The organism is Streptomyces sp. NPDC017993 (assembly GCF_044328065.1).
Taxonomy (GTDB): Bacteria; Actinomycetota; Actinomycetes; order Streptomycetales; family Streptomycetaceae; genus Streptomyces.
On the sequence record NZ_JBIRGO010000018.1, the window covers coordinates 110,783 to 125,944 of the forward strand.

Below are 15,162 nucleotides of genomic sequence, written 5' to 3' on the forward strand. Positions count from 1 at the left end.
TCAAGGCCGTCAAGGCACTGGACGGGCCTGCACGGCGGCCAGTTGCGGACGCTTGGCGCTGCGGCCGTCGCCGGAGGAGCGGCCCCGTATGCGCCTGCCGATCCAGGGGCCCAGGAAAGCGGCCGCCCAGCGCGCCTCGGCTGCCGCGGCGCGCCACCCTGCCGGTACCGGGGTGGCCGGCGGCGGCAGCGGGTGCGTCCAGGTCTCGTCACTGCCCGGCAGTTCGAGGGCGTGCGCGACGGCGGCCGCGATGCGGTCGTGGCCGAGCGGCCCTGCGTGCAGTCGGTCGGGGCTCCAGATCCGTGGGTCGGTGACGACGTCGTGGTGGGAGGTCTCCGCGACGACGACTCCGTGGCGCCCCGCGGCGGCGCGAATGCGGTGGTTCAGGGCGACGACGCGGGGGCTGATCGGGCGCGCGAGCGGGATGATCCGCGCGACGTCGGGAAAGGTCACCGTGGCCACGCGTGCCCCTGATCCGGTCAGGGCGGCGAACATCGCTTCCAGGTGGCCTGCCACCTCGTCGGCGTCGAAGCTCGGGCGCAGCAGGTCGTTCATTCCCGCGACGACGGTGACCAGGTCGGGTCGAAGGGCGAGGGCGGGCGCGAGCTGCTGGGTGTGCACCTGGGCCGCGACGCAGCCGCGAACGGCGAGATTGGCGTACCGCACCTCGGGGGTGGTCTGCGCGAGACGCTCGGCGAGCCGGTCCGCCCATCCTCTGAGGCCGGTGTCGTCGTCTCCGTCGCCGAGGCCCTCGGTCTGACTGTCCCCGAGTGCGACATAGCGCAGGTAAGCGGTGTTCGTCATGGTGTCGGCGCCTCTCCGGCTCGGTCGGCCCACGCCGTGCGGCGTGCCAGGATTTCCAGGACCTGTTGGCCCCATCGCAGGTTCTCCTCTTCGAAGGAGAAGCCCCGCAGCAGCGTCAGATAGGGGCCGATGCGCTCACCGTCCCGCAGATACTCCTCCTCGCTCATTCCACCGAGGAGATGCCGGCGCAGCCGCTCGTAGCGGGCGAGCTTCCCGCGCGCCCAGTCCATCCGCTCCTCGATGTGCGCCCGCACCGCCTCCACGTCTCCCCCGTCGACGGCCTGGACCTTGACCATGAGTTCGTCGCGGGCGGCGGTCGGCCGGGGAGGTTTGGCGGTGAAGGCCGCGAGGTCCTGCCGTCCGGCGTCGGACAGCGTGAACATCCGCTTGTTGGGCCTGCGTTCCTGCGGAACGACCCGCGCATCGATCAGGCCCTCCCCCGCCAGGCGCTCCAGTTCGCGGTAGAGCTGCTGAGGCGTCGCCGCCCAGAAGTTCGACACCGATACATCGAAGATCTTGGCCAGGTCATAGCCGGAGGACTCGCCCTCCAGGAGCGCCGCCAGGACCGCGTACTTCAAAGACATATGGACACGCTACATCGATGCGATTACTGTCATCCACACCTACTCACCAAATTGACTATGAGGTGACCCGCGTGCACGCATTCCGCAAGGCCGTGGAAGCGAACGATCACGAGGCCATCGAGGCGCTCCTGGCCGAGAACGTCGTCTTCACCAGCCCCGTCGCCTTCCGCCCGTATCCCGGCAAGGCCATCACCGCGGCGATCCTGCGCGGGGTGTCCCGCGTCTTCGAGGACTTCCACTACGTCCGGGAGATCAACGGCGCCGACGGCCGCGACCACGCCCTCGTCTTCGCTGCCCGGGTCGGCGACCGCGAGATCACCGGGTGCGACTTCCTGCACCTCGACGAGAACGGGCTCATCGACGACTTCACCGTCATGGTCCGCCCGCTCTCGGCCGCACAGGCCCTCTCCGACGCCATGGGCGCGCAGTTCGAGCAGATCAACAGGGAGGTGCGGGCGGCGGCCGGCTGAGCGCATGTCCGCCGGGCCGTCGCTACCAGGTGCGGGCGGACTGCAGCAGGTGGTCCCGGACCAGGGCGACGTGCGGGTTGTCCGAGGTACCGGGGCGCTGCACGAGAAAGCCGGTGTTGATCGGCGGGTCGTCCGGCTCGCCCAGCAGGACCAGAGCCCCGGAGGCGAGGTCGTCCAGGCAGAGGTAGCGGGGCAGCACGCTGAATCCGGAGCCGCCGACGACCGCGGCTTTGACGGCACGCAGGTCCGGCACGGTGACGGCGGCCTGGCAGACCAGCCGCTTGCCGAAGACGTGGCGCCAGTAGCGGCGGACGATCGGCAGATCCTCGGCGTACGAGACCAGCGGTATGCCGTGCAGGGCGGCCGGGCCTTCGGCGGCTATCCGGGCGGGCCCGCCGATCCGCTCCGCCCAGGAGGGTGCCGCGACCAGTACGAACTCCTCGTCCGTCAGGGGCACGGAGGCCAGTTGCCGGCCGCGGGGGCGGACCGTGGCGATCACCAGGTCGTGCCGCCCCGCGCGCATCTCGTCAAGAAGCGGCTCCGTCAGGCCGGTGGTGATGCGCAGCCGCACGCCCTTCTCCACCAGAGGCCCAAGGGTCGGCACGACACTGTGGGACAGGAGCTCGGCCGGGCCCGCGAGGTGCACGGGTTCGGCGGAGCCGTCGCCGGCGAATCCGCTCTGGCCGGCGACGGCGGCGAGGGTGTCCAGGGGCTCTACGACGCGGGCTGCCAGCTCGTCCGCGAACGGCGAGGGGGCGGCGCCGCGCGGCAACCGCGCGAACAGCTCCCGGCCCAGCTGCCCCTCCAGGGAACGCACCTGGGCGGTGACCGTGGGCTGTGACAGACCGAGCAGGCGCGCGGCAGCCGTGAAGGACCCCGAACGGTAGACCGCGAGGAAGGTGCGCAGGAGATTGAGGTCCGGCGGTGCGGTGCCCCCGACCTGCCCTCTTCCGTTCTCGCCATCGGGATTCCTATGCCTCATATGGCCGAGCCTATTGGATTCCGATGGCTGAGGGGGCCTACCTTCGAGGAGGTCGGCGCACCGACGAGTCGAGCACCGAGTGCCGGATTCCCGTACCCACGAGCCCGGAGCGTCCAAGCGTGCGCCGCGAAGTCCTCCGCCCGGCAGGACCCGCATCCCACACCGAAAGAGCCTCACCATGTCGAAGATCCTTTTCGTGATGACCGGCGCCGACCACTGGACGCTGGCCGACGGCACCAAGCACCCCACCGGCTTCTGGGCCGAGGAAGCCGCCGCCCCGTACGAGGTGTTCAAGGCGGCGGGTCACGAGACCGTCGTCGCCACCCCGGGCGGCGTCGTGCCGCACGTCGACAAGGGAAGCCTGGCCCCCGAGGCCAACGGCGGTCAGGAAGGCGCCGCCAAGGTGTCGCAGGCCCTCGCCTCCTTCGCCGAACTCCAGCACCCCGTCAAGCTGGAGGACGTACGCCTCGACGACTACGACGCGGTCTTCTACCCCGGTGGCCACGGCCCGATGGAGGACCTCGCCGTCAATGCCGACTCCGGCAAGCTGCTGACGCGTGCCCTGGAGTCCGGCAAGCCCCTGGCGCTGGTGTGTCACGCCCCGGCCGCCATGCTGGCCGCGACCGGGCCCGACGGCGCCAATTCCTTCGCGGGCTTCCGGCTGACCGGTTTCACCAACGCCGAGGAGCGCCAGGCGGGATTCGCCGACAAGGCGGCGTGGCTGCTCCAGGACCGCCTCGTCGAGGCCGGCGTCAACTTCCGGGAGAGCGAGCCGTGGGCACCGCACGTGATCATTGACCGGAACCTGGTCACCGGGCAGAACCCCTCCTCCGCCGCCCCGCTCGCGACCGAACTTCTCAAGAAGCTGGCCTGACGGCGGGACGGAAGGACTCGACGCTGCCTCGACGCCCGCCACGGCGGCCCGAGCGGGTACGGCGACGGGCGGTCCACGACGACGGTCCGTCAGTCGCCCTCTCCCGCTTCGAGCAGCTCGCGGACCTCGTCCTCGCCGGTCTCCCGGAGTTCCTCTCCGACGAGCAGCCAGCGGGTGATCCCGACCGACGCGAGGAAGGGGAGGTCGTGGCCGGCGATCACGAGCGCGCCCTGGTAGGAGTCGAGGGCACTTGTCAGCTGCCGGACGCTCGCCAAGTCGAGGTTGTTGGTCGGCTCGTCCAGCAGCAGTAGCTGCGGCGCCGGTGCGGCGAGCATCGTCGCCGCGAGGGCGGCCCGGAAGCGCTCTCCGCCCGAGAGGGTGCCTGCCGGCTGGTCGGCACGTGCCCCCTTGAACAGGAACCGCGCGAGCTGCGCACGGATGTGGTTGTCCGTGACCCCGGGGGCCGACCGGGCCACGTTCGCGGCGACGCCTTTCTCCTCGTCCAGCACATCGAGGCGCTGCGGAAGGAACCTCAGCGGCACGAAGGTGCGAGCTTCGCCGGACAGCGGTGCGAGCTCTCCCGTCAGGGTGCGCAGCAGCGTGGTCTTACCGGCTCCGTTGCGGCCGACCAGCGCGATGCGTTCGGGGCCGTGCACATGGAGGTTGCCTTCGCGCAGCGTGCCGAACGGAAGGCGTAGCTCGTGCAGGCTCAGGACGGTGCGGCCCGCGGGCACGGCGGTGTGGGGAAGGCTCACGCGGATCTCGGCGTCGTTGCGGATCGCCTCCGCGGCCTCCTCGCGTCGTTCACGCGCCTCGTGCAAGCGGTCCTCCTGGAGGCCACGGAGCTTGTCCGCCGATTCCTGCGCGGACCGTTTGCGTTCGCCGGCGACGATTCTCGGGGCGCGCCGCTCGGCGTCCATCTTCTTGCTGTGTCGCTGCCGGCGGGCCAACTTGACCTGGGTCTCCTCCAGTTCGCGCTTCTGCCGACGCACGTCCGCCTCGGCGGCCCGCAGCATCCGTCCGGCCGCTTCCTGCTGGGTCGCCAGGGCCTCCTGGTACGCGGACCAGCCTCCGCCGTACCACGTCAGCGAGCCGGATCGCAGGTCGGCGATGCGGTCCACGCGCTCCAGCAGTTCTCGGTCGTGACTGACCACGACCAGCACTCCGGAGCGCCAGGAGTCGACGGCGTCGTAGAGCCGACGGCGCGCGAACAGGTCGAGGTTGTTGGTCGGCTCGTCGAGCAGCAGCACGTCGGGACGCTCCAGCAGCAGCGCGGCGAGGCGAAGCAGTACAGTCTCCCCGCCGGACAACTGCCCTACGGTGCGGTCGAGTTCGACGTCGCGCAGCCCGAGTGAGCCCAGGGTCGCCAGGGCCCGCTCCTCGACGTCCCAGTCGTCGCCGATCGTCTCGAAGTGCGCCTCGCTCACGTCTCCGGTCTCGATGGCGCGCAGTGCGTCGCGTCGTTCGGCGATGCCCAGCGCCTGGTCGACGCGCAGCGTCGTGTCGAGGGTGATGTTCTGCGGTAGGTAGGCGAGGTTGCCGCCGACGGTCACCGAACCCCGGGAGGGGCGGAGCCGGCCGGCCAGCAGTCGCAGCAGGGTGGACTTGCCTGTGCCGTTGGCGCCGACGAGGCCGGTGCGGCCGCGGCCGATGCCGAGGGAGAGTCCGTCGAAGACGGTCGTGCCGTCCGGCCACCGGAAGGACAGGGCGGAGCAGGTCACGGAGGCGCTGGGGGTGCTGGGGTGAGCCATGTGATTCTCGCAGTCGCAAGCGCAGGGAAGGGGGCTTCGTTTGCGAGCACCACGCGGCGACCGAACCGGGAAAAGGAGGTGCGGCCCTCCAGAAGGGTGAGGACGGCTCATGCACCGAGGTCGCATCCGCGCGGGGTCACGGGCGGCAGGCATGCCGGCTGCAGCGTGACGGGAGTACGGGCGATGCCGTACCGCGCGATGATCGCGGACCTCAGATGCGCAACGTCCACCTCTATCGGAGACAACAGGACTCGAAAACCGTACCCCACCTCCTGCGCGGGCTGCGAGAGATTTATGCGGGCCGCGCGGCTTCGCCGGAGAACACGGTCATACGCGGGAGGCGGCTCCCGAGGGCGGTCGGCCATCGGCACCATCACCCCGGACAATCACAAAAGGGCCATAGTTCGCTTGACGCTTCCGTGCGTACCGACCATGATTATGCGGCTGTTCGTATTCTGGATTGCTTCGGGGGAGATATGAGTGACGGATACGGAGCGGATGCCGCGTCCATCGACGGCAGCGCACATCTTCTGGTGGAGATCGCGGGATTGCTCCACGAAGGCCGACTCGACAAAGATATCGGCACGCTTTCGCGGACACCGCATTCACATCGCGAAGTGGCCGACGAGGTGAATGAATTCGCCCGCTTCGCCGCCGACCAGCAGCAGGACCTCGTCCTGCTGCTCACCGCACTGTCCACCGCGCTCAAGACCACCGGAAACAACTACACGAAGGTCGACGAGCAGACGCGCGATGACTTGAGGGCGCTCCTTGATTCCTCCAAGTACGAGGCACCGAAGGAGGCCACCGCGTGACTTACTACGCCGATGTGAAGTTTCTCCAGGACTGCAATCCGGCTCTCATCGAGCGAAATGCCGACGAATTCAAGCGGATGTACGACCTGCTGCACTCCGCGGCGCCGTCCGTGAAGAAGGCGGAGCGGCTCGATTGGACGAGCGTCTCCCGCAGCCACTACGAAGCGCGGATTCGTGACGTCGAGGGTCTCGTCACCGGATTGACGGAGGGATACCAGAGGGCGTGGAAAGCGCTTCTGGATTATTCGGACGCGGTGTCGCACGCCAAGCAGTTCCTCACCACTGGCGAGGAAGCCCAGTCCGCCCTCTCGGACGTCATGTCGCGAGAGGCGACTCCCGTGACGTCCAAGGCCAAGGCCGCAGAACCCATGCGCCAGTGGGAGGACCTTCGGGGGACGACCGGTTTTCTGGACGCACTGGCCGAGCTGATGGTCGACGTGGACGCCATCCGGGAGGAAGCCGACAGGTGGCACAAGCGCGCGTCCGAGGCGTTCGGCAGCGCCTTGAGAACCGAGGAGACCGCGCGCCGGGCCTGCGTCGCCGGCCTGCAGTCGGCGCGCCACCTCATCCCGAATTTCCGTACGGACTTCAAGGACGCGGCCGGTTTGATGGAACGCGTGGGCGCCTTGCAGTCCGAGGCCCGGCAGGCCGGCGACAACCCCCTTACGAAACTGGCGGGCAGCGGCAGCAAGACGGACTACTTCCCCGGTGTGGGGCCGGCCACCGTGGTGTCCCCGGCTTTGATGCGGATCAAGCGACTCTGCGCAGGGCTGTCCGAGGGAACGGGGAACAACTACTGGCTGCCCTCCGATTCGGATGAGAGCCGCCGGGACTGGATCGGCGCCAATCGAGAGATCCTCAAGGCCGCGGCCAAGGAGAACGGGCTGCCCCCGGACATGATTGCCGGCATTGCCTGGAAAGAGGTCGAAGGGGACCCGGGTGTCATCGACGATGTCGCCGATACGGTGCGCGGTCTCGGTATCGGCGGAGATGCCGACAAGACGTCCATGGGGCCGATGTCCATTCAGATCCGTCGTGCGGCCGAGGTACTCGGCTACGATCCCACGCATCTCACCGGCATGCAGCGGGACCAGGTCGAGGAAGCGGTCAAGGATCCCGCTCAGAACGCCTTCATCACCTCCGAGTATCTGGCGCAGCTGAAGGCGGAGAGTTCCTTCGCCGACGTACCCGCTGACGAGATGTCCCCCGAGCAGTACCGGGAGTTGGCCGCTCGCTACAACGGTGGTCCCTACTGGGAGAGCGATGACGCGCAGCGCTACGGCGACAGCTTCATGACGCATCTGGGTAACGCAGGGCAGGCCCTGCGGTGAACCGTCCCAGGGCGCACACCGCCGACCGGCGCGCGGGCACGTCCGGAAGCGGACGCCGAAGCGGAGGCGAAGCCGTCGGTGCCGTCATCAGCGCCGCGGTGCTGACAGCGGCGAATACGGTGGTCCTCTACGTCGTGTACCTGGCTTTGGCCATCTCGCCGGACGGCCCCTGGGATGTGCGCGAGTCGGCCGACGACGTCCGGATCCTGTCCCTGACGGGCGGGGCACTCGCCTCCGCCGTGGCCCTCCTGACGGTGTTCCTTCTGGCGACCCGATGGCTGCGCAGCAGATGGTGGCTCGCGGCGCCGGCGCTGATGCTTCTGTGTGCCGTCGTCCGATGGCTCCTCCCCTCGTAACCCCTCACTCCCCAGGGCTCGTTGGCCGCCCGCGGCGTCCGGTCTGACGCCGCGGGCGGTTCAGCGGTCGAGCAGGAGGGAGCACCCGGATGGTGCGGCGGTGCTCCGTTCAGGGATCAGAAGGTGAGCTTCCAGCTGTCGAGGTAGCCGGTGTCCTGTGCTGCCACGTCCTGCACCCGTAGCTTCCACGTCCCGTTGGCGGTCTCGCCGGCGGCGTTGACGGTGTAGGTCGCCAGGACGTTGTCCGCGGAGTCGTTGGCGCTGGAACTCTTCAGCCGGTAGGCGCTCCCATCCGGGGCCAGGAGGTCGATGACGAGGTCGCCGCGCCAGGTGTGCTTGATGTCGACGCTCACCTTGAGGGCGTCGGGGGCGTTGCCGCTGCGGCCGCTGACGCCGACCGACGAGGTCACCGCCGCGCCGGCGTCCGGCACGGGAAGGTCGGCGGCGTTCTCGTAGACGTCTCCGGACGGGGGCGTGCTGCCCGCGCTCAGCGTCCAGACGGCGTGCGCGACGGCATCGCTGTTGCGGTCCAGCGCGGTGTCGTTGATGTTCGCCGTGGTGTCGCACGAGGAGTGGTAGCAGCGGTCGAAGGACGCGCCTGCCGTGCCGCCCCACTTCTGCGCCTGGGCGGACGTCTTGGTGTAGTCGGCGCCGGTGAACAGGCCACCCACCGGGATGCCGACGTTCTTGAAGGGCGCGTGGTCCGAGCGTCCGTCGCCCTCGGTCTCGATCTCGGTGGGGATGTTGAGCGAGGCGAAGTAGCCCTTGAACACCGACTCGATCTGCGGGTCGTCGTCGTAGACGAAGTAGCCGGGGTTGGGCGACCCGATCATGTCGAAGTTCAGGTAGCCGGCGACCTTCGCACGCTCGGTGGAGGACAGGTTGTTCACGTAGTACTTGGAGCCGAGCAGGCCGAGTTCCTCCGCGCCCCACCAGCCGAAACGCAGGTGCTTCGTGGGCTGGAGGCCCTCGCGGGAGACCGCGAGCGCCGTCTCCAGAACGGCGGACGACCCCGAGCCGTTGTCGTTGATTCCGGGGCCCGAGGTGACCGAGTCGAGGTGTGCGCCGGCCATCAGGACCTGTTGGGGGTCGCCGCCCGGCCAGTCGGCGATCAGGTTCCAGCCGGTGGCACCGCCGGCGGTGAACTGCTGGAGGGTCGTGGTGTAGCCGGCCGCGTCCAGCTTGCCCTTGATGTAGTCGATCGAGGCCCGGTATCCGGCACGGCCGTGGGCCCGGTTGCCGCCGTTGGCGGTGGCTATCGACTGCAGCTGGCTCAAGTGGGCCTTGACGTTGGCCACGGGTATGTCAGGGGCGGCGACGGCCGGGGCGGCGGGCTGCGGCGGGGCGGCGGCCGTGGCCGTGGGGGCCGTGGCGAGCAACCCGAGCACCGCGCCGGCCGCGGTCACCGCCAGGGCGGCCCGGCGCGACCACGATCTTCGGTGGGTGGGCGCGGTGCGTCTTTCGGCGTGCGAGGTCATGAGGGGTCTCCGGATTCCGTAAGGGAACGAGACGGACCGTGCATGGCGCGAAGCCGATCGTCGGGGTGACCCGCCCCCACGACAAGCCTGTATTCGGACACGCCACGCCGGATATCGACCCCGGGGCCGAGCCGTGGCTCCTGAGGTGCGTCTTCGAGGCGCTGGGCGCTGTCACGAGTCGGCCTTCCTCACTCACGTCACCGTCGCCGCGAGCCGCACCACGCCCCTTCAGGACGGGTCAGCGGAAGACTTCACCACCAGGCGCTCCGGGGCCGTCCTCGGCGGAGAGGGAAGACGCAGCCCGCCCGCACCAGGGGTGATCGAGCCCAGGACGCTGGGGTGCCGGGCGCCGGTGCACGAGGGAGCCGTGGCGGGCAGGCCGTGTGCGGTGAGAAAGCCGAGGACCGCGAAGGCGTACGCCTCCTTGGCGGCAGCCGGCAGGCCGAGGTCGTCGGAGGTCTGGAGTCGGATGGCGCCGAGTTCCGTGCGGAGCAGGGTCATCAGGGTCGGGTTCCTTGTGCCGCCGCCCGAGGCGATGACCTCCGACGCCCCCACGGAGCGTGCCGCGTCGGCGACGGTCCGGGCCGTGAGCAAGGTGACCGTCGCGGTGACGTCCTCGGCCGGCAGCGGCCCGCACTCGGCCAACGCCGCCAGGAGGTACGGGAGATGGAAGAGTTCCTTGCCCGTCGTCTTGGGGGCCGGCTGGGCGTAGTACGGCTCATCGAGGAGCCGGTGGAGCAGGTGTTCGCTGAAGGAACCCCGCGCGGCCAGGGCCCCGCCCGTGTCGTAGTCCAGGCGGCCGTTGGTGAGGTGCTGGACCGCGGCGTCGATGAGGGCGTTCGCGGGGCCCGTGTCGAAGGCGATGGGGTCCTTGCCTTCCGGGAGCGCGGTGATGTTGGCGATTCCGCCGAGGTTGAGAGCAACGGGGGCTCCCGGCCTGCCTCGTAGCCACAGGGTGTCGAAGATGCTGACCAGGGGCGCGCCCTGGCCCCCGGCGGCGACGTCGCGGGCGCGCAGGTCGGAGACGACGGGGCGGCCGGTGGCCTCGGCGATCCAGGCAGGCCGGCCGATCTGGAGGGTGCCGTGGACACGTCCGTCGTCCGTCCAGTGATAGACGGTCTGTCCGTGGGAGGCGATCAGTTCGGCGCGTCCTGCGCACAGTTCACGGTCGGCGCGGGCGGCCAGGGACGCGAAGGACTGGCCGATCCGCGTATCGAGCCGGCATACGTCCTCCATCGTGGTCCCCGCCGGGGGCAGGGCCGCGGCGAGCGCGGCGCGCAGAGCGTCCGGGTACGGCTCGCTCAGCATGCCCAGGGGGGACAGTTCGAGGGTGTCGCCGACGAGTTGGAGGTCCGCTGCCGCGGCGTCGACGGCGTCGTAGGACGTGCCGGACATCAGGCCGATCACCCGCATCGCTTCGCTCTCCTCCGTCTTCGGTGGCACTGAAACTCGGTATTGGGCCCCCGGGACGGAAGCCCCGGTCGCCGCCGGGTCCCCGTCTCCGGTCGGCTCGGCCTCCGGCGGCCCGGCCGGCCCATCGTCAGTCGCGCAGGGACCGGCGATGGTCGTCGCCACGCAGTGTCAGCAGTGCCGCCACGCTGATGGCGCAGGTCACGGCCACGTAGTAGGCGGGGATGTCGGCGTCGCCGGTCCGCTTGACCAGCTCGGTGATGATGAGGCCCGCGCAGCCCGAAAAGACGGCGTTGGACAGGGCGTAGGACAGGCCGAGGCCGGTACATCTGACGCGGGTGGGGAACATCTCGGCGAGCATGGCGGGCCCGGGACCCGCCATGAGACCGACGACGGCGCCCGCGGCGAGGACCGCCAGTCCCTTGGCCGTGGTCGGGGCCGCGGGGTCCTGGAGCAGGTTCAGCAGCGGGAAGGCCAGGGCGACCACCAGGGCCGCGCCGGCCGTCATCACGGGGCGTCTGCCGATGCGGTCGCTGAGTGCGCCGGCCGGGAGGATGGCGAGGGCGAAGCCCAGGTTGGCCAGGACGGTGGCGAGGAGTGCCTGCCGGAAGCTCGCGTTCAGCGTGCTCTGCAGATACGTGGGCAGCACGACGAGGAAGGTGTAGCCGGCCGCGGACCAGCCCATCAGCCGTCCGGCGCCGAGGGCGATCGCCCGCGCCAGCTCCCCCGGCCCGGGCGCCACGGCGGGCCCGCTGACCGGCACCTCCAGTCGGGGCCCTCGCCCCGGTTGCTCCTGTCGGTCAGGGTGGTCAGGCCGGTGCAGTCGGTCCGGTGCCTCGCCGGGCTCCCCGTGCGTGCGGGTGAAGGCGGGGGTTTCCTCGATCCTCAGACGCAGCCAGAGCGCGGCGAGCCCCATGGGCAGGGTCAAAAGGAAGGGCAGGCGCCAGCCCCAGGAGTCGAGGTCCGCCTGTGTCAGCAGGAGGGTCAGCAGAGCCGCAACACCTGCGCCCCCGAGCAACCCCAGGGCCACCGTGAAGGACTGCCACGCGCCGTAGAGACCGCGTTTCCCGGGCGGCGCGAACTCCGTCATGATCGACACCGCTCCGCCGAACTCACCGCCCGCCGACAGCCCTTGTACGACGCGCAGCAGCGTGAGCAGCCACGGTGCCGCCGCTCCCAGGGTCGCGTAGGTCGGCAGCAGTCCGATGAGCGTGGTGGCTCCGGTCATCAGCAAAATGACCAGGACAAGCGTCGGCCGGCGGCCGATCCGGTCTCCGAGCCGCCCGAAGAGCGCGGCACCGACGGGGCGGAAGAAGAACGCCAGCGCGAAGGACGCGTACGTCTTGATGAGCGCCTCGACGTCGCTGCCGCCCTCGGGCGTGAAGAAGTTCGCGGCGATGACCGTCGCGAAGTAGCCGTAGACGCCGAATTCGTACCACTCGATGAAATTGCCGACGGATCCCGCCACCAGCGCCCGGCGGGAGCGGGACGGCGCGACGGTGTCCTGGGGCTGGTTGTGCACAGAGGCGGTCATGGGGCCCTCTCGCGTCGCGGATTCCGGGCGGAGACGGGAGTCCGGGAGAAGAGTCAGTTTCTCCGGCCCCTGAGAGGTCGTCAATAACCTTCACCCGCTCGCTGGATGTCGGCTTCCACGAGGCAGCACGGACACGGGCCAGGGGCGAGCCGGGTGGTCGCGTCACCGTGGAGCGGCCCGGCCTGACCAGGAGCTTCTCATTTCACTGGGTGTCGCCCGGAATCCGCACTGTATGCGCGTACACAGATGCTCGTCAATGGCTCCTGTACGCGCATACATGCCCCTTGACGTGGGCTGATCGCACAGCGGTTTCGGCGGCCAACACCCGTCCCCTCGAAGGCCGCAGAAAGTCTTGACATCCCCGCAACAAGCCCTTTAACTCCAAGCCAACTTGTGTAACGAGAACCCCGAAAATTGCCGACCTTTGTTAAAAGGATGAACTCATGGCTGGTATTCAACGGCGGACCGTGCTGGCTGCGGTGGGGGGCACGGTCGCCGCGGGCGGCGCTGTCGGCAGCGGGCTGATGGGCAGCGGTACCGCGCATGCCGCGCAACCCGCCGCCGTGCCGGCCCCCGCGAAGGCCCCTTCCGGCCCGCACGAGGCGAAGGTCAGGTCGCTGCTCGCCCGTATGACGGTCGAGGAGAAGCTCGGCCAGTTGCAGCAGTTGCCGTGGTCGTACAACACCGGGCCGGGCGGCTCGGAGACCAAGGACGTCGAGGACGCGGCCCGCAAGGGTCGGCTGGGGTCCGTCCTCAGCATCTTCGGTGCGCGCAGCAGCAACGCCCTGCAGCGGATCGCCGTGGAGGAGTCGCGGCTGGGCATCCCGCTGCTGTTCGGGCTGGACGTGATCCACGGCTTCTGGACCACCTTCCCCATCCCCCTCGCCCAGGCGGCCAGTTTCGACCCGGAGGTGAGCAAGCGGGACGGGGAGGTGTCGGCGAAGGAGGCCCGCTCCAGCGGGGTGCACTGGACGTTCGCCCCGATGATGGACGTCACGCACGAGCCACGCTGGGGACGCATCGCCGAGAGCTGCGGCGAGGACCCGTACCTCACCTCTGCGTTCGCCGCCGCCAAGGTCCACGGCTACCAGGGCAAGGACGCCGGTGACCTCGGCGCGAAGGACCGCCTGGCCGCCTGCGCAAAGCACTTCGTCGCCTACGGGGGCGCCGAGGGCGGGCGCGACTACAACACGGTCGACGTCTCCGAGTCCCGGCTGCGCAATCTCTATCTGCCGCCGTTCAAGGCAGCGCTGGATGCCGGCGTGGCGACCGTGATGGCGTCGTTCAACACCATCGGCGGCGTGCCGGCCCACGGCAACACCCACACCCTCACCGAAATCCTCAAGGGTGAGTGGGGCTTCGACGGCATGGTGGTGAGCGACTGGACCGGTGTCCAGGAGCTGATCGCCCACGGCTTCGCGGAGGACGGCGCGGACGCCGCACAGATCAGCCTCAATGCCGGTGTCGACATGGAGATGACCAGCACCAACCTCACCGCGCACGGCAAGCAGCTGCTCAAGAGCGGCCGGATCAAGGCCGACCGGCTGGACGAGGCGGTGTCACGGATCCTGCGGCTGAAGTTCGAGCTCGGTCTCTTCGCGCATCCGTATGTGGAGCAGTCCGCCGAGATCACCGAGCCGTCGAAGGAGGCGCGGGCCGCGGCGCGGGAGACCGGGGCGCGGTCGATGGTGCTGCTGAAGAACGCGGACGACATGCTGCCGCTGAGCGCGTCCGCCTCCTCTATCGCCGTGGTGGGGCCGTTCGGCGACTCCTCGGACCTGCTGGGGACCTGGGTGATGCCCGCTGCGCAGGAGAAGTTCCCCTCGGTGAAGGTGCTGGACGCGGTGCGCAAGGCCGCGCCCGGTGCGAAGGTCCGCTACGCCCGGGGCGTGGACGCGGAGGGCAAGGACGTGAGCGGCATCCCCGAGGCCGTCGCGGCGGCCAAGGCTGCCGACGTCACCATCGTCGTGGTCGGCGAGCCCCCGGCGATCAGCGGGGAGGCCGCCGCGCGCAGCGACATCGGCCTGCCCGGTGCGCAGGAGAAGCTGATCGCCGCGGTCGCGAAGACCGGCAAGCCCTTTGTCGTCGTCCTGGTCAACGGCCGCCCGCTGACCATCGGCGACTGGCTGGAGCAGGCTCCCGCCGTCCTGGAGGCGTGGCACCCGGGCATCGAGGCCGGAAACGCCATCGCGGACGTGCTCTTCGGCGCCGTCAATCCGGGCGGCAAGCTTCCGGCGACCTTCCCGCGCAGCGCCGGGCAGATCCCCGTCTACTACAACCACGAGAACACGGGCCGCCCTTACGACCCCGACAACAAGTACACCTCCAAGTACCTGGACCTGCCCAACGGGCCGCAGTTCGCCTTCGGATACGGGCTCAGCTACACCACCTTCGAGGTCGGTGAGCCTCGGCTGAGCAGCAGCGGTGTCACGGCCACGGCCCTGCGCAAGGGAGACACAGTCGAGGTCGCGGTCTCCGTCACGAACACCGGGAATCGTGCGGGCGATGAGGTCGTGCAGCTGTACGTCCACGACCGCGCGGCCAGCATCGCCCAGCCCGTACGCAGGCTGCGCGGTTTCCGCCGGGTCGGCCTCGCGGCGGGCAAGAGCCGGACCGTACGCTTCCAGCTCGGCGCCGAGGACCTCGGCTTCTGGAGCAACGATCCGGACGGCGAATTCCGCATCGAGCCGGGTGCGATCGATGTGTATGTCGGTAACAGTTCGCAGGCCAAGGCCAAGGGCACGCTGACGATCCGCTAGAGCAGCCGGAGGAA

General features: G+C 69.8%; 12 protein-coding genes and 2 pseudogenes. 6 read left to right on the top strand and 8 right to left on the bottom strand.

Annotated features, from left to right (window positions below; genetic code table 11):
• Positions 1-9 precede the first annotated feature (9 nt).
• Positions 10-804, bottom strand: a complete 795-nt coding sequence (locus tag ACH4FH_RS29125; RefSeq protein WP_398558913.1) for an SGNH/GDSL hydrolase family protein — start codon at positions 802-804, stop codon at positions 10-12.
• Positions 801-1,388 (bottom strand): PadR family transcriptional regulator, encoded by a 588-nt coding sequence (locus ACH4FH_RS29130; protein ID WP_398558914.1) that lies wholly within the window; start codon positions 1,386-1,388, stop codon positions 801-803. Before ACH4FH_RS29130 ends, ACH4FH_RS29125 begins: the two co-directional genes overlap by 4 nt.
• A 71-nt stretch (positions 1,389-1,459) precedes the next feature.
• On the opposite strand from ACH4FH_RS29130, the gene ACH4FH_RS29135 reads away from it, so the two are divergent.
• Positions 1,460-1,858 carry a nuclear transport factor 2 family protein gene (locus ACH4FH_RS29135; RefSeq protein ID WP_398558915.1) on the top strand — a complete coding sequence of 133 codons (399 nt, stop codon included), beginning with the start codon at positions 1,460-1,462 and terminating at the stop codon, positions 1,856-1,858.
• Between the two features lie 22 nt (positions 1,859-1,880).
• Here the strand turns inward: ACH4FH_RS29135 and ACH4FH_RS29140 are convergent, their stop codons facing one another.
• Positions 1,881-2,840, bottom strand: coding sequence for a LysR family transcriptional regulator (locus ACH4FH_RS29140; protein ID WP_398558916.1), 960 nt, complete (start codon positions 2,838-2,840; stop codon positions 1,881-1,883).
• Between the two features lie 178 nt (positions 2,841-3,018).
• Here ACH4FH_RS29140 and ACH4FH_RS29145 point away from each other — a divergent pair, with 178 nt between their 5' ends.
• Positions 3,019-3,714, top strand: a complete 696-nt coding sequence (locus ACH4FH_RS29145) for a type 1 glutamine amidotransferase domain-containing protein (RefSeq protein WP_398558917.1) — start codon at positions 3,019-3,021, stop codon at positions 3,712-3,714.
• A 274-nt stretch (positions 3,715-3,988) separates the two neighbouring features.
• Here the strand turns inward: ACH4FH_RS29145 and ACH4FH_RS29150 are convergent.
• Positions 3,989-4,730, bottom strand: a pseudogene (locus tag ACH4FH_RS29150) (ATP-binding cassette domain-containing protein); the annotation flags it as partial.
• Between the two features lie 123 nt (positions 4,731-4,853).
• Positions 4,854-5,618, bottom strand: a pseudogene (locus ACH4FH_RS29155) (ATP-binding cassette domain-containing protein); the annotation flags it as partial.
• Between the two features lie 266 nt (positions 5,619-5,884).
• Between ACH4FH_RS29155 and ACH4FH_RS29160 the strand changes: the two are divergent.
• The 3 genes from ACH4FH_RS29160 to ACH4FH_RS29170 are packed head-to-tail and all read left to right on the top strand — an operon-like array spanning position 5,885 to position 7,967.
• Positions 5,885-6,280, top strand: a complete 396-nt coding sequence (locus ACH4FH_RS29160) for a hypothetical protein (RefSeq protein ID WP_398558918.1) — start codon at positions 5,885-5,887, stop codon at positions 6,278-6,280.
• Complete coding sequence (locus ACH4FH_RS29165; protein WP_398558919.1) at positions 6,277-7,611, top strand: hypothetical protein; 1,335 nt, start codon at positions 6,277-6,279, stop codon at positions 7,609-7,611. Before ACH4FH_RS29160 ends, ACH4FH_RS29165 begins: the two co-directional genes overlap by 4 nt.
• Positions 7,608-7,967, top strand: coding sequence for a hypothetical protein (locus ACH4FH_RS29170; protein WP_398558920.1), 360 nt, complete (start codon positions 7,608-7,610; stop codon positions 7,965-7,967). Before ACH4FH_RS29165 ends, ACH4FH_RS29170 begins: the two co-directional genes overlap by 4 nt.
• A 116-nt stretch (positions 7,968-8,083) precedes the next feature.
• On the opposite strand, the gene ACH4FH_RS29175 is transcribed toward ACH4FH_RS29170, so the two are convergent.
• From ACH4FH_RS29175 to ACH4FH_RS29185, 3 genes are all read right to left on the bottom strand, one after another.
• Entirely contained in the window at positions 8,084-9,445 is a 1,362-nt protein-coding gene (locus ACH4FH_RS29175; protein WP_398558921.1) for a M28 family metallopeptidase, read from the bottom strand.
• A gap of 228 nt (positions 9,446-9,673) precedes the next feature.
• Complete coding sequence (locus tag ACH4FH_RS29180; RefSeq protein WP_398558922.1) at positions 9,674-10,888, bottom strand: anhydro-N-acetylmuramic acid kinase; 1,215 nt, start codon at positions 10,886-10,888, stop codon at positions 9,674-9,676.
• A gap of 97 nt (positions 10,889-10,985) precedes the next feature.
• Entirely contained in the window at positions 10,986-12,389 is a 1,404-nt protein-coding gene (locus tag ACH4FH_RS29185; protein ID WP_398558923.1) for an MFS transporter, read from the bottom strand.
• Positions 12,390-12,832: 443 nt separating this feature from the next.
• Here ACH4FH_RS29185 and bglX point away from each other — a divergent pair, with 443 nt between their 5' ends.
• On the top strand, positions 12,833-15,148 hold the full coding sequence (bglX, locus tag ACH4FH_RS29190; RefSeq protein ID WP_398558924.1) for a beta-glucosidase BglX: 2,316 nt from the start codon (positions 12,833-12,835) through the stop codon (positions 15,146-15,148).
• Positions 15,149-15,162: the final 14 nt, after the last annotated feature.

What these genes read in the sequence shown, in the direction of transcription:
- ACH4FH_RS29125 (WP_398558913.1), bottom strand. Translation starts at nt 804, where the DNA reads ATGACGAACACCGCTTACCTGCGCTATGTCGCACTCGGGGACAGTCAG.
- ACH4FH_RS29130 (WP_398558914.1), bottom strand. Translation starts at nt 1,388, where the DNA reads ATGTCTTTGAAGTACGCGGTCCTGGCGGCGCTCCTGGAGGGCGAGTCC.
- ACH4FH_RS29140 (WP_398558916.1), bottom strand. Translation starts at nt 2,840, where the DNA reads ATGAGGCATAGGAATCCCGATGGCGAGAACGGAAGAGGGCAGGTCGGG.
- ACH4FH_RS29145 (WP_398558917.1), top strand. Translation starts at nt 3,019, where the DNA reads ATGTCGAAGATCCTTTTCGTGATGACCGGCGCCGACCACTGGACGCTG.
- ACH4FH_RS29175 (WP_398558921.1), bottom strand. Translation starts at nt 9,445, where the DNA reads ATGACCTCGCACGCCGAAAGACGCACCGCGCCCACCCACCGAAGATCG.
- ACH4FH_RS29185 (WP_398558923.1), bottom strand. Translation starts at nt 12,389, where the DNA reads ATGACCGCCTCTGTGCACAACCAGCCCCAGGACACCGTCGCGCCGTCC.
- bglX (WP_398558924.1), top strand. Translation starts at nt 12,833, where the DNA reads ATGGCTGGTATTCAACGGCGGACCGTGCTGGCTGCGGTGGGGGGCACG.